Below are 13008 nucleotides of genomic sequence, written 5' to 3' on the forward strand. Positions count from 1 at the left end.
GCGCCGCGCCGAGAGCACCGGTCCGAAGGGGCGCCCGCCGGCGTTTCGGCCGCCCCGCCTCCGCGGCCCGGCGCGGAGAGGGCCTCCCCTGCGGCGCCCGCGGAACGTATCCTCGGCCTGTGCCGCCGGGGCCGGCGGAAGGGCCGGACGGCCTCCCCGCCGCCCCGCGAACGCCGCCCCCGGGTCCGCCCGGGGCCGTCCCGCGAGGAGTCGCGATGAAGCGAGTGGTCCGCGAGGGGTTCGGCGGAACCGGGCCCGGGGCGATCACCCCCGACGGGTGCGCCGTGGAGCTGTACGCCCGGCTCCCGGCGCAAGGCGAGCCGGACGTCATCGCCTCGGCGGTGCCGGCCGGGGCGCGCCTGCTGGAGCTGGGCTGCGGGGCCGGCCGCGTCACCCGCCCGCTGGTGGAGCGCGGTTTCGCGGTGACCGCCGTGGACGAGTCCCCGGAGATGCTGGAGCGGGTGGAGCGGGCGGCCGGGGCGGCGACGGTCTGCTCCCCGATCGAGGTGCTCGACCTGGGGGAGCGCTTCGACGCGGTGCTGCTCTGCTCCTTCCTGGTGCACAGCGGGGACCCGGGGGTCGCCCGCGGGATGCTGGAGGCCTGCCGCCGGCACGTCTCCGGCGGCGGCTGCGTGATCCTGCAGCGCGAGCCCTACGACGCCCACACCTCGGTGCCCAGGACCAGGGATGTCGCCGGCGGGACGGTGCGGATCGCCTCCAGCACCCCGGTCGCGCCCGGGGTGCGCCGGGTCTTCGCCGAGTACGAGTTCCCCGATGCGCGGTGGACGCAGACGTTCCTGTCCCGGCCGCTGACCCGGGAGGCGTTCGAGGCGGCGCTGGCCGGGGCCGGGCTGGCGGTGGACGCCTACCTCACCGACGACCACGTGTGGGTGCGGGCGGTCCCGGCCGGGTGAGCGGCACCGGACGGCGGACGGGGCCGGGGACAATGGAGGTATGGACGTCGAGCTCCTCTACTCCACCGGCTGCCCGAACCGCTACGCCGCCGAGGAGCGCCTCGCGGAGGCCGCGGCCGCCACCGGCCTGCCGCTGAACGTGGTGGCGCGCGCGGTGGACACCGAGGAGGAGGCCCGGGACCTGGGCTTCCCCGGCTCGCCCACGTTCCGTGTCGGCGGGCGCGACCTCTTCCCGTGCGGGGCCGGCTCCCCGGTCCTGTCCTGCCGCCTCTATCCCACACCGGAGGGCCCGCGGGGGGCGCCCGGCGCCGCGGCGCTCGCGCGGGCGCTCGCCCGCCACCTCAGCTGAGCCGCCGCCCCGGCCGGCCCGCCCCGGAGGGGCGCGGGGGCGGGGCCGGTCATTCCTCGGCGGGCTCCTCCAGGCGCTTCATGGCCGCGCGCGGCGACCGGGAGCGGCGGGCGAAGTCCTTCCACGGGTCGGCGGTGGCGCGGCGGCCGAAGGTGCGGACCGTCCAGGCCCGGGAGCCGGAGATGGTGCCCAGCTCCTCCCAGGAGATCGGGGTGGCCACCGGCGCCTCGGGGGCGGCGCGCACCGCATAGGGCGCCACCGCGAGCTGGGCGTAGCCGTTGCGCAGGTAGTCGACGAAGAGCCGGCCGCGGCGTTGGTCCTTGCGCTGCTCCACGGTGAGCTCGTCGGAGCGGCGGGCGGCGACCCGCTCGGCGACGGCCCGGGCGAAGTCCTTGGCGTCGTCGGTGTCGACCTCCCGGCGGATCGGGCAGACCACGTGCACGCCGCGCGACCCGGTGGTCATCGGGTAGCCGATCAGGCCCAGGTCGTCCAGTTCGGCGCGGATGTCGCGGGCCGCGGCGCGCACCGCGTCGAAGGCGGCGGAGTCGTCGGGGGCGGTGCCCTCGGGCGGGTCGAGGTCGAAGACGATCCGGTCCGGCCTGCGCGGCCGGTCGATCCGGCTGAGCCACATGTGCAGCGGGAAGGCGTCCTGGTCGGCGAGCCAGGCCAGGGTGGCCGAGTCGTCGCAGACCAGGACCTCGGCGTCGTCGTCGCCGCTCTCCCTGGGCACCCGGGCCGAGTGCACCCAGTCGGGCGTTCCGGGCTGCCGGTTCTTCACGAAGAACCCGCCGCCGTCCTCGATGCCCTGCGGCCAGCGCTGCACGGCGATCGGGCGCCCGCGCAGGTGGCGCAGCATGACCGGGGCCGCGTGCAGGTAGTGGTCGGCCAGTTCGCGCTTGGTCACCCCGCCCTTGCCGAACAGCTCCTTGTCGGGGTGGTGCAGTTCGACGACCGATCCTCCGGCCCGAGGCGACCGCCTTCCTCCGGACATATCCCCCTTGTACCCGTCTCGTCGCCTATCGCCACATCCGCCCCGCGGGGACCGCCCCGCCCCGGCCGGCCCGGCGGCGGACGCGCCGGCCCGGCGCCCCGCCGCATGTCACCCGGAGGCGACAGGAGTATCACCCTTTTTGCAGCGCACAATTGGACCGCATTACCCGAAGGGCCGGCCTCCGCCCAGACCGGCCCCCGCCGGGAAAGGGCGGAACCCCCGCTCCGCAGCGCTCCCCCGAATTCCCGAAGGGCGATACCAGTCGCCCGGAAGGCCTTTCCCCGGTGCGGCCGGTGAAATTTTCGCCATATTTCTCTGTGATGTTCGCGCCATTCACCCTTGACCGCTTATGGCCGCCTCATTACGGTCTAGACCAATCGGAGGACGCGAACCCGCTCTCGCCCCCTTCCATTGCCGCCTATCCCCTGCGACCGGCGGGAACACGCGCCTTCGGGAGCCCTGGCGCACGCTTCTCGGCACCTCGCCACCGGCTCCTTCCGCATGCCCTCGGCGTTGCCGGCGGGCGTCCGGAAGCGCCGATGCGGGGCGCCGCGATCGGACCCGGGGCCGCGATCCCTCATTCCCGCTACCGCGAACCCCCGGACGGCCGACGGCCGCGCAGCCTCTGATCCCGGCCGGCCCGGAAACGCGGAACACCTCGGAAGGGCCGAACATGAGCCTGAAAAGAAAAGCCGTCTCCGCCGCGACCGTCGCCGCCGCCACCCCGCTGCTGTTCGCGCTGATGCCCGCGGCGGCGGCCAACGCGCACGGCTACGTCTCCTCCCCGGCCAGCCGGCAGGCCCAGTGCGCCGCCGGCACGGTGGACTGCGGGCCGATCAAGTGGGAGCCGCAGAGCGTCGAGGGCCCCAAGGGGCTGACCAGCTGCAGCGGCGGCAACTCCCGCTTCGCCGAGCTGGACGACGACTCCAAGGGCTGGGAGGTCCACCCGGTCGGCAGCTCCCTCGACTTCACCTGGACGCTGACCGCCCGGCACGCCACCAGCACCTGGCAGTACTACGCCGACGGCCAGAAGGTCGCCGAGATCGACGACGGCGGGGCCCGCCCCGCCCCGACGGTCACGCACAACGTCGACCTCAGCGGGCACAGCGGCCCGACGAAGGTCCTGGCGGTGTGGAACATCGCCGACACCGCCAACGCCTTCTACGCCTGCATCGACGTCAACGTCGGCGCCGCCTGACCCGCGGCCTCGCCTCCCCTTCCCCCGATGGCGCCCCGCCCCTCCTGCCCCCGGAGGCGGGGCGCCCGCCCCCTGCTCCCCCGGGCCGGTCCCGGTGCGCCGTCCGCGCGGGCGGCGGCGCCGGGGCCGGCGGGCGAGGGCGCCGGGGCGCCCGTCAGCGGGCCGGGCCGCCCGCCGCGCCCGGGGCCAGGCGGGAGAGCGCCGCGTGCACCCGCTCCGGGTCGGCCGGCCCCTCCTCGACGAACGCCCGCATCATCAGGCCGTCCACGGCCGCGGTGAACGCGGCGCGGGCGGCCGGGTCGGGGCCGGCGCAGCGCAGCGCGAGCGCGTCCAGGCACCCGTTCCACCGGTGCAGTTCGGCGCGGAGCGCGGGGCGGCGGGCGGCCATCAGGTAGAGCTCGTACTCGGCGAGCGCGGAGGCGCGCTCCGCGTCGGCGGCCTCCGCGATCAGCCCGGCCAGGCCGCGCAGCGCCGCGCCGGGCTCCTCGGGCAGCGCCCGCACCCGCTCGATGTAGTCGCCGTTGACCCTGGCCAGCGCGGCGACCAGCAGCTCGTCCACGGTGGCGAAGTAGTAGAGCACCGCGCTCGGCGGCACCCCGGCCTCCTTGGCCACCGCCCGCTGGGTGACGGCGGCGATGCCGTCGCGCACGATCACCCGCAGCACCGCCTCCAGCAGCTCCCGCCGGCGCCGCTCGCCCTTGCGCCGGCGCCCGTCGGTGATCCGCTCGGCGTCCTCCCGCTCAGGCATGTCCGGCCTGCCCGCCCATCTCCAGGGCCAGCACCCCGCCGATGACCAGCAGCACCCCGCCGATCTGCACCCAGGTCAGCGACTCCCCGAGGAAGAGCGCGCCGATCAGCGCGAGCAGGGCCACCCCGGAGGCCGCCCACACGCCGTAGGCCACGCCGAGCGCCATCCCCCGGGACAGCGCCTGGGAGAGCAGGTAGAAGGCGGTGCCGTAGAAGACCACCACCAGCGCCGAGGGCAGCGGCCGGGTGAACCCGCCGGTGAACTTCAACGAGACCGTCGCCGCCACCTCGGCGGCGATCGCCCCGGCCAGCCAGAGCCACGGCATCGCGCGCACCTCCGTCCGAATCCGTCCGAAAAAACCTGAGCAACTGCTCCAGATTCTAGGCCGGGGCGGCCGCCCCCCGTCAACCCCGGCCGCTCCGGCCCGGTGCGTTCCGGAGCCCGGAAGCACCGCCGCGCCCCGCTGCGGGCGGGGCCGGCGGGCACCGCCCGGCGCGGCCGCGTTATCCGCCCGCCCCCGCGGGCACCCTCAATGACATGGGCATACTTCTACTGATCCTCGGAATCGTCCTCATCGTCGCCGGCGTCGCGGCCCTGCTCCGCCGCCAGATGCTGTGGGGAATCGTGCTGATCGTCGTCGGTGTGATCCTGGCGCCCAGCGGCGGCTTCGTCGGGTTCTGAGGCCCTTCTCCCAAGGCCGCCCGTCCGCGGACGGGGGCGTCTGAGAGGTGCGTCCGGGGCGGCGGTCCGCGGGCGGAGCGCGGCGCGCCCCGGTCCCGCCGCGCCTCCCGGCGGCGCTCCGCGGACCGCCTCCGCCCGGTCCGATCGCGGACACTCCCGCCGGGGCGCCCCCGGCCGCGGAGCGGGGCGCGTACCCTCTCCCCGTGGCCCCGCGGCGGAAGAGCGGGGCCGCGGCCGGTCCCCGACCGGCGCAGCGACGACGAGCAGGAGAGGCCGATTCTTGGTGACCTCGATCGACACCGTCCCCGGGTGGTTCTCCGACGACGAGCTGGACTGGGTCCGTGACCGGCTGCCCATCCTGTACGTCAACGCGGTCCCGGTCCGGGTGGACAACACCGGGGCGGTGACCAGCGTCGGCCTGCTGCTGCAGGCCGGGCCCGACCAGACGATCAGCCGGGCGGTGGTCTCCGGGCGGGTGCTCTACCACGAGCGGATCCGCGACGCCCTCCTGCGCCACCTGGAGAAGGACCTCGGGCCGATGGCGCTGCCCGGCATCCCCGCCACGCCGCAGCCCTTCACCGTCGCGGAGTACTTCCCCACCCCCGGGACCACCCCCTACCACGACCCCCGCCAGCACGCCGTCGCCCTGGCCTACGTGGTGCCGGTGACCGGCGACTGCCGCCCCCGCCAGGACGCCCTCGACCTGGTGTGGTTCACCCCGGAGGAGGCGGCCGGCCCGGAGGTGCAGCAGGAGATGGCCGCCGGCCAGGGCGTGCTGGTCCGCCAGGCGCTCGCGTACACCGGCCGGCTGCCCTGACGCCGGGGCGGGCGCCGCGCGGCGCCCGCCCCGCGGGTGACGGGACGTTGGTCCGCGGCGCACCCTGGCTTGACCCGGGCGCGGGTAGACAGGTGCAGACGTGCCCCGAGCGCCGCCCTCCCCGGGGCGGCGCCCGCGCGCATACCGCCCGACCAGCGCGTCCACCCGCTCCGAGGGGGAGAGCCTCAGATGACCGAGGGATACGGAAGGCCGCAGAACGGAAACCCGATCACCACCACCACCGCGGGCGCCCCCGCGCCCAGCGACGAGCAGTCGCTGTCGGTGGGGCGCGACGGCCCCATCGTGCTGCACGACATCTACCTCATCGAGAAGATGGCGCAGTTCAACCGGGAGCGCGTGCCCGAGCGCGTGGTGCACGCCAAGGGCGCCGGCGCCTACGGCGCCTTCCGGGTCACCAACGACGTCTCCGAGTACACCTGCGCCGACGTGTTCCAGCCCGGCCGGGAGACGCCGATGCTGGCCCGCTTCTCCACCGTCGCCGGCGAGCAGGGCAGCCCGGACACCTGGCGCGATCCGCGCGGCTTCGCGCTGAAGTTCTACAGCCGGGACGGCAACTACGACCTGGTCGGCAACAACACCCCGGTGTTCTTCATGCGCGACCCGCAGAAGTTCCAGGACTTCATCCGCTCGCAGAAGCGCGACCCGCGCACCGGTCTGCGCGACAACACCATGCAGTGGGACTACTGGTCGCTGTCGCCGGAGTCGGCGCACCAGGTGACCTGGCTGATGGGCGATCGCGGGATCCCGCGGACCTGGCGCAACATGGACGGCTTCAGCTCGCACACCTACATGTGGATCAACCCCGCCGGGCGCCGGGTGTGGGTCAAGTACCACTTCCTGACCGACCAGGGCAACGAGTTCCTCACCCAGGCCGAGGCCGACGCGCTGGCCGGCGAGGACGCCGACCACCACCGGCGCGACCTGTACGCCGCCATCGACCGGGGCGAGTACCCGTCCTGGACGCTCAAGGTGCAGATCATGCCGCTGGAGGAGGCCGCGGACTACCGGTTCAACCCGTTCGACCTGACCAAGGTGTGGCCGCACGGCGACTACCCGCTGATCGAGGTCGGCCGGATGACGCTGAACCGGGTGCCCGAGGACTTCTTCGTCCACGTGGAGCAGGCCGCGTTCGAGCCGTCCAACCTGGTCCCCGGGGTCGGCCCGTCGCCGGACAAGATGCTGCTGGCGCGGATGTTCTCCTATGCCGACACGCACCGGTACCGGATCGGGGTCAACTACAACGAGCTGCCGCCGAACCGGCCGCAGGTGCCGGTGCGCTCCTACTCCAAGGACGGGGCCATGCGCTCCTACCCGCCGGACACCGGGGCGGTGTACCACCCCAATTCCTACGGCGGGCCCGACGCCGCGGTGCAGGAGGGGACCGACCCGGCCTCCTGGGCCGTGCACGCCGGCGAGATCGTCCGGGAGGCCTACACCGCGCACCGCGACGACGACGACTTCGTCCAGCCCCGGGCCCTGATCCGGAACGTGCTGGACGACGCCGCCCGCGACCGGCTGGTCTCCAACATCGCCGGGCACCTCGGCGCGGTCACCGACGGCAAGGTGGCCGACCGGGCCCTGGAGTACTGGCGCGGCATCGACCGGGAGACCGGCGACCGGGTCGCCGACGCCCTCCGCCGCTGACCGCCGCCTCCCACCGAGGGCCCGGGGACTCCGCGCTCCCGGGCCCTCTCTCCTGCCCGGTGCAGGCGGCCGGCGTCCCGGTCGCCGAAGGGGCGGTGCGCGGCACGCCCCGGACGCCGGGCACACCGGAGCCCCTCCCGCGCCGCCCGGACGGGGCAGGCGCCCCGACCGCGGCGACCGGTACGTCCGAGGCGGCGTCCGGGCCTGCGGGCCGCCCTCCCCGGGCGCCCGGCCGGCGCACCCGCCGCACCGCCGCACCGCCGTCGGCCGGATGCGGCCGCACCCGCACTTGAGCGGTCGCTCAAATCCGCGTACGGTTCTTTTGAGCGACCGCTCAAATCGGGCGGCGGGGAGGGGACCGCACATGGGCCTGTACATCGAGGCGCACATCCGGACCGGCCTGGACCTGCTGTGGGAGCGGACCCAGGACCCCGCCGAGCACTGCCGCTGGGACCTGCGGTTCACCGAGATCCGCCCGCTGCCCCGGCCGGCCGGCGGACCGGCGCGGTTCCGCTACGCCACCCGCGTCGCCCCGTTCGTCCGCATCACCGGGACCGGGGTGAACGCCGGCGAGCGGCACCGGCCGGACGGCACCCGCACCTCCGCCCTGCGCTTCGCCTCCGCCCACCCGCTCTCCCCGATCGCCGAGGGGCGCGGCTACTGGCGCTACGTGCCCGCCTCCGGCGGGGTGCGCTTCCTGACCGGCTACGACTACCGGCCGCGCCGAGGGCGGGCCGGCCGGGCCGCCGACCGGCTCGTATTCCGCCCGCTGATGGGCTGGGCCACCGCCTGGTCCTTCGACCGGCTGCGGCTCTGGTGCGAGCGCGGGATCAGCCCGGAGTCCGCGCTGCGCCGGGCGCTGGCCGAGGCGGCGGTGCGCGCGGCGGTGGCGGCGGCCGCACTGGCCGCCGCGCCGCCGCCCGCCGCGGCGGCGGTCTGCGCCGCCGCCCTGCTGCTGCCACCGCTGCCCGCCACCCCGGCCGCCCGGCGCTGCCTGCGCCGGCCCCCGGAGCGGACCGCACCCGCCCCTCCCGCGCTCCTCGGCCGCCTGGAGTCCGCCGCCGAGGGCCCGCCGCAGTCCTCCGCCGCCCACCGCTGACCACCGCCCGACCAGGAAGGACCCGACCATGGCCGCCCTTTTCCAGCGCGCGATGGGAGACGGCTTCGACCGGCTGCACCCGCGGCTGCGGCAGCGCTTCTCCGCCGGTCTCGACTCGGGGACCTCCTGCATCGGCCGGGGCACGATGGACCGGATCTGGCACGGCGGCGCGGCCGTGCGTCCGTTCCTCGCCCTGGGCGCGGTGCGCAACATCCTGGTGCCGGAGGCCGGGCGGGACGTGCCCTTCACCATCGAGAACGTGCCCTACACCGACGCCCGGGGGCGCGAGGCGGTGACCTTCGTGCGGACCTTCCTGCTGCCCGGGCGCCCCCGGCGGTTCGACGCGGCCATGGTCTACAGCCCCGAGCGCGGCTGCATCGTGGACTACCTGGGCACCCACCACCACCTGGCCTGCGACCTGTTCCCGGAGCCGGACGGCCGGGGCGGCCTGGTGATCCGGTCCGGGCCGCTGCGGTTCCGCGAGGGCCCGCTGGACGCAGGGGTGCCCGCGCCGCTCGGCGGGGCGGCCGAGGTCCGGGAGCGCTACGACGAGCGGGCCGGCAGGTTCCGGATCAGCGTGCGCGTCACCAACCCGCTGCTCGGCCCGGTCTTCGGCTACCAGGGGTCGTTCACCGCCGAGCACCCCCGCACCGGTCGCCGCCCGCTCCCCGCCCGCCTGCGCCCGGCCCGCGAGGAGGCCCGCCCCTGATCCCGCCCCGGCGCGGACGGCCCCGGCCGGCCCGCCGATGGGCCGGGTGCCGCCCCAGGGGCGATGATCTCGACGTTGCGGGGGCATCAGGGCGCTCCGATGCCCCCGCAACGTCGAGGTCGCCGGGGAGGAGCGGGGCCGGGGGCGGCCGGGCGGGAGGCCCGCGGCGCGCCGGGGCCGGACGCGGTGCCGCGCGCCGGCGGGGTCGGATCCCGGGCCGGCGGCGGGGCCGTTCAGAGCGGGTCGCCGCCGAACCCGATCTCGTTGCCGTCCGGGTCGCGGAAGACCGCCTTGCGGACGCCGTTCTCGTAGGCCTCCCGGCGCGCGGGCTCCAGCCCCCGCTCGGCGATCCGGGCGAGGCGGGCGTCGAAGTCGTCGGCGAAGAGCGTGTGCATCGCGTGGCCGGCGTGCCCGGGCCGCACCTCGATGTAGATCCACCTGCCCTCTCCGAGCCCCCACACCGCCTCGGTGCCGTTGGGGAGGAACGCCGGCGGCGCGCCGAGCAGTTTCTCGTACCAGGCCAGCGCGGCGTCGTAGTCGGTGACGGGGACGCCTGCGAACGGCTCCACGGTCATGGTCGCCTCTCCACGGGTCGGCGGGTTCTCCGCTCCCGTCCTCTGCCGTACCCGCGACGTTCCCGCCGCACCGGGGCCGGCCCGGGCGGCGGTCTCCGCTCCGGGTCCCGGGCCCCGGAAAACCGGTTCCCCCGCCGCGCCTCCCGCCGCTAGGGTCCTGCCATGCCCTGACCCCTGCCCGGTGCCCGGGCACCTCCGCGGCCTCCTTCGCCCGCCGTATCCCGATTCGGAAACCCGCGGAGGAGTCCTTCACCATGACCGCGTCGACCCCGATCGACGTCCCGGACGCGTTCACCGCGTCCTACCCCGAGCAGGGTGCGGAGGCCCGCGCCTGGCTCGCCGCCCTCCCCCGCATCGGCGCCGAGCTGCTGGAGCACTGGGACCTGCGCCCCGACGGCCCGGCCGGGCACGGCATGGCCTCGGTCGTGCTCCCGGTGCGCCGGGCCGACGGCACGCCCGCCGCCCTCAAGCTCCAGCAGCCCCGGGAGGAGGCCGCGGCGGCCACCGTCGGCCTGCGGACCTGGCGGGGCGACGGCATCGTCCGGCTGCTCGACGGCGACGACGGGCGCGGCGGCCAGCTGCTGGAGCGGCTGGACGCGTCCCGCCCGCTGTCCTCGGTGGCCGACGACGGCGCCGCCGTGCAGGTCCTGGCCGAGCTGCTGGCCCGGCTGACCTCGGTGCCGGCGCCGGCGGGCCTGCGCTCGCTGGCCGACGTCGCCGGCGCCATGCTCGACCGGGCGGACGGGGCCGTCCCCGCGCTGCGCGACCCCGCGGAGCGCCGGCTGGTGCGGACCTGCGCGTCCGCCGTGGCCGAGCTGGTCGCCGAGCCCGGCGACCGGCTGCTCCACTGGGACCTGCACTACGACAACGTCCTGGCCGCGGAGCGGGAGCCCTGGCTGGCCATCGACCCCGAGCCGCTGGCCGGCGACCCCGGCTTCGACCTGCTTCCGGCGCTGGACAACCGGTGGGAGGAGGCGGTGGCGACCGGCGACCCCGGGCGGGTGGTGCTCGGCCGGTTCGACCGGCTGACCGAGGTCCTCGGCCTGGACCGGGAGCGGGCGACCGGCTGGACGCTCGGCCGGGTGCTGCAGAACGCGCTGTGGGACGTCGAGGACGGGAGGACCGCCCTGGACCCGGCCCAGGTCGCCATCGCCGGGGCCCTGCTGCGCCGGTCCGCCCCCGCCGCGGCCCGCTCCGCCGAGCGCCCCTGACCGGGGCGGGGGTCCGGCCCGGGGCCGGGCTCCCGCCCGTTCGGCGCCCGCCCCTCCCCTGCCGGGGGCGGGCGCCCGGTACCGGCGCTCTCTCCTCCGGACGGCGGGCCCCGGGGGCTGCGCGGGTCTCATATCCTGCCGGGGAGCCATAGGCCACGCGGCAGGAAGGGAGAGGGCGCCCGGCACCGGCAGGGACGGCCGCGCCCGGACATCTGATGAGCGAGGACACCCGGACCAAGCTCCTCGCCGGAGCCCTCGAAGCGCTGGTGCGCAACGGCATCGCCAAGACCTCGGCGCGCAGCATCGCGGCGGCCGCCGGGGTGAACCAGGGGCTCGTCTTCTACCACTTCGGCAGTGTGGACGAGCTGCTGGCGGCGGCCTGCCGGTACGGCGCCGAGCAGCGGGTGGCCCACTACCGGCCGCGCTTCGCCGAGGTGCGGTCCTTCGCCGAGCTGGTCCGGCTCGGGCGCGACCTGCACGCCGAGGAGCGCGACGCGGGCCACGTCGCCACGCTCGCCCAGCTGCTGGCGGGGGCGCAGACCCGCTCCTGGCTCGCGCCGGCGACCGCGGCCGGGCTGGAGCTGTGGGCGGCCGAGCTGGAAAAGGTGCTGGAGCGGGTGGTGCCCGGCACCCCGATCGAGGGCCTGGTCGACACCCGCGGCCTCGCCAGGGCGCTGGCCTCCGGTTTCATCGGCCTGGAGCTGTACGAGGGGGTGGACCACGAGGGGGCCGAGCGGGCGCTGGAGGCCCTGGAGCGCCTGGGCGACCTGGTCGCCGTGCTGGACGACCTGGGCCCCGTCACCCGCCGCGCGGTCCGCGCCCGGCTGCGCGGCGCGGCCGGCGGTACTCAGGGGAGGTCCTCCGCCAGGCCTCCCGCCTCCCCCGGCGGCGACGGCGGGGAGGCGCCGGCCGCGCCCTGACCCGCTCCACCGGGGTGGAAGGCCCCTCCCGTTCCGCCCCGCTCCGCTCGGTGCGCGGCCCCGATGGCCGGCGGGGGACGGGGGCCGCCTTTTCCGGCGCGGGCGGCCGCCCAGATCCCGGACCGCCGGCGGCCGGGCGTTCGGGGCCCGGTCGGGCCCCCTTCTCAACGCTCCCGGCGCCCGCACGGGCGGACCCGCCGGGAGCGCTCCGCCGGGCGGGCGGAGGGCCGGGCCCGGGCGCCCCGGCGGCGGGTACGGCCCCGGACCGGGAGCGCCTCGGGGCGGCCCTCCCCCTCGGAGGGCCGTCCGGGGCCGCGGGTCAGGCGGTGACGATCTGGACCAGGTTGCCGCAGGTGTCGTCGAGGACGGCGGTGGTGACCCCGCCCATCTCCATCGGCTCCTGGGTGAAGCGGACGTCCAGTGCGCTCAGCCGCTCGTACTCGGCGCGCACGTCGTCGACGGCGAACGAGGCGGCGGGGATGCCGTCGGCGACGAGCGCCCGCTTGTACGGGCCGACCGCGGGGTGGCCGTCCGGCTCCAGCAGCAGCTCGGTGCCGTCCTTCTCCTCGGGTGAGACGACCGTCAGCCACCTCGCCTCGCCCAGCGGCACGTCGTTCTTCTTCTGGAAGCCGAGCACGCGGGTGTAGAAGTCCAGCGCCTTGGCCTGGTCGTCGACGAAAACACTGGTCACATAGATCCCCATCGGGCCTCCTCGGCACGCGGTCCCGGTCTTGGGCCGGGTCTGGAGATCAGGGTTCCGGGGCGGGCCGCCGGTGCGCGGCCGCCCCTCGGGCGCGGGTCAAGGCCCGTCCCCGCCGCCGCGGGGCGGCCAGCGCTCGGCGATCGCGCGCAGCGGCGAGGTGTCGATGGTGTGGAACTTGTACCTGCCCTCGCGCTCCACCCCGATCAGCCCGGCCGCGGCCAGGACGTCGAGGTGCTGGGAGATCGCCTGCCGGGACGAGCTCAGCCCGTGCTTCACGGCGAGCCGGCCGCACAGTTCGAACAGCGTCTGGCGGTCGCGCTCGCACAGCTCGTCGAGGATCGCCCGGCGGGTCGGGTCGGCCAGGGCCTTGTAGATGTCACCCACAGCGAGAAGCATAGGCAAGTAAACACTTGCATGTCAAAGTTCGC

16 protein-coding genes are annotated in these 13008 nt (G+C 76.2%); 10 read left to right on the top strand and 6 right to left on the bottom strand.

Annotated elements, in window-relative coordinates; genetic code table 11:
- Positions 1 to 215: 215 nt before the first annotated feature.
- Both D459_RS0104885 and D459_RS0104890 read left to right on the top strand, forming a co-directional pair.
- Complete coding sequence (locus tag D459_RS0104885; RefSeq protein WP_017591880.1) at positions 216 to 914, top strand: class I SAM-dependent methyltransferase; 699 nt, start codon at positions 216 to 218, stop codon at positions 912 to 914.
- 40 nt (positions 915 to 954) lie between these two features.
- Positions 955 to 1263 carry a hypothetical protein gene (locus tag D459_RS0104890; protein WP_017591881.1) on the top strand — a complete coding sequence of 103 codons (309 nt, stop codon included), beginning with the start codon at positions 955 to 957 and terminating at the stop codon, positions 1261 to 1263.
- A 49-nt stretch (positions 1264 to 1312) separates the two neighbouring features.
- Here the strand turns inward: D459_RS0104890 and ligD are convergent, their stop codons facing one another.
- Positions 1313 to 2254 carry a non-homologous end-joining DNA ligase gene (gene ligD / locus D459_RS0104895; RefSeq protein ID WP_017591882.1) on the bottom strand — a complete coding sequence of 314 codons (942 nt, stop codon included), beginning with the start codon at positions 2252 to 2254 and terminating at the stop codon, positions 1313 to 1315.
- Positions 2255 to 2927: 673 nt separating this feature from the next.
- Here ligD and D459_RS0104900 point away from each other — a divergent pair.
- Complete coding sequence (locus D459_RS0104900; protein ID WP_017591883.1) at positions 2928 to 3452, top strand: lytic polysaccharide monooxygenase auxiliary activity family 9 protein; 525 nt, start codon at positions 2928 to 2930, stop codon at positions 3450 to 3452.
- 154 nt (positions 3453 to 3606) lie between these two features.
- Here the strand turns inward: D459_RS0104900 and D459_RS0104905 are convergent, their stop codons facing one another.
- On the bottom strand, positions 3607 to 4200 hold the full coding sequence (locus tag D459_RS0104905; RefSeq protein WP_017591884.1) for a TetR/AcrR family transcriptional regulator: 594 nt from the start codon (positions 4198 to 4200) through the stop codon (positions 3607 to 3609).
- Complete coding sequence (locus tag D459_RS0104910; protein WP_017591885.1) at positions 4193 to 4525, bottom strand: DMT family transporter; 333 nt, start codon at positions 4523 to 4525, stop codon at positions 4193 to 4195. Before D459_RS0104910 ends, D459_RS0104905 begins: the two co-directional genes overlap by 8 nt.
- Before the next feature lie 212 nt (positions 4526 to 4737).
- Here D459_RS0104910 and D459_RS36090 point away from each other — a divergent pair, with 212 nt between their 5' ends.
- The 5 genes from D459_RS36090 to D459_RS0104935 all read left to right on the top strand — a co-directional run bounded on the left by D459_RS36090 (position 4738) and on the right by D459_RS0104935 (position 9171).
- Complete coding sequence (locus D459_RS36090) at positions 4738 to 4881, top strand: GPGG-motif small membrane protein (protein ID WP_017591886.1); 144 nt, start codon at positions 4738 to 4740, stop codon at positions 4879 to 4881.
- 283 nt (positions 4882 to 5164) lie between these two features.
- Positions 5165 to 5698 carry an NUDIX hydrolase family protein gene (locus D459_RS0104920; RefSeq protein ID WP_017591887.1) on the top strand — a complete coding sequence of 178 codons (534 nt, stop codon included), beginning with the start codon at positions 5165 to 5167 and terminating at the stop codon, positions 5696 to 5698.
- Positions 5699 to 5887: 189 nt separating this feature from the next.
- Entirely contained in the window at positions 5888 to 7363 is a 1476-nt protein-coding gene (locus D459_RS0104925) for a catalase (RefSeq protein WP_017591888.1), read from the top strand.
- Positions 7364 to 7727: 364 nt separating this feature from the next.
- Positions 7728 to 8462 (top strand): hypothetical protein, encoded by a 735-nt coding sequence (locus D459_RS0104930; RefSeq protein ID WP_017591889.1) that lies wholly within the window; start codon positions 7728 to 7730, stop codon positions 8460 to 8462.
- Between the two features lie 28 nt (positions 8463 to 8490).
- Positions 8491 to 9171, top strand: coding sequence for a DUF4166 domain-containing protein (locus D459_RS0104935; RefSeq protein ID WP_017591890.1), 681 nt, complete (start codon positions 8491 to 8493; stop codon positions 9169 to 9171).
- A 233-nt stretch (positions 9172 to 9404) separates the two neighbouring features.
- Here D459_RS0104935 and D459_RS0104940 read toward each other — a convergent pair whose 3' ends face one another.
- The gene (locus D459_RS0104940) at positions 9405 to 9746 is read right to left on the bottom strand and encodes a VOC family protein (RefSeq protein WP_017591891.1); all 342 of its coding nucleotides are present in this window, start codon (positions 9744 to 9746) and stop codon (positions 9405 to 9407) included.
- Positions 9747 to 10000: 254 nt separating this feature from the next.
- Between D459_RS0104940 and D459_RS0104945 the strand changes: the two genes are divergently transcribed.
- Positions 10001 to 10957 carry an aminoglycoside phosphotransferase family protein gene (locus D459_RS0104945; protein ID WP_017591892.1) on the top strand — a complete coding sequence of 319 codons (957 nt, stop codon included), beginning with the start codon at positions 10001 to 10003 and terminating at the stop codon, positions 10955 to 10957.
- Between the two features lie 215 nt (positions 10958 to 11172).
- The gene (locus D459_RS30765; protein ID WP_017591893.1) at positions 11173 to 11877 is read left to right on the top strand and encodes a TetR/AcrR family transcriptional regulator; all 705 of its coding nucleotides are present in this window, start codon (positions 11173 to 11175) and stop codon (positions 11875 to 11877) included.
- 319 nt (positions 11878 to 12196) lie between these two features.
- On the opposite strand, the gene D459_RS0104955 is transcribed toward D459_RS30765, so the two are convergent.
- Positions 12197 to 12580: a VOC family protein gene (locus tag D459_RS0104955; RefSeq protein WP_017591894.1), complete on the bottom strand. Its 384-nt coding sequence runs from the start codon at positions 12578 to 12580 to the stop codon at positions 12197 to 12199.
- 96 nt (positions 12581 to 12676) lie between these two features.
- Complete coding sequence (locus tag D459_RS0104960) at positions 12677 to 12964, bottom strand: ArsR/SmtB family transcription factor (protein ID WP_017591895.1); 288 nt, start codon at positions 12962 to 12964, stop codon at positions 12677 to 12679.
- Positions 12965 to 13008 lie beyond the last annotated feature (44 nt).

It is taken from the genome of Nocardiopsis potens DSM 45234, from assembly GCF_000341105.1.
Taxonomy (GTDB): Bacteria; Actinomycetota; Actinomycetes; order Streptosporangiales; family Streptosporangiaceae; genus Nocardiopsis_A; species Nocardiopsis_A potens.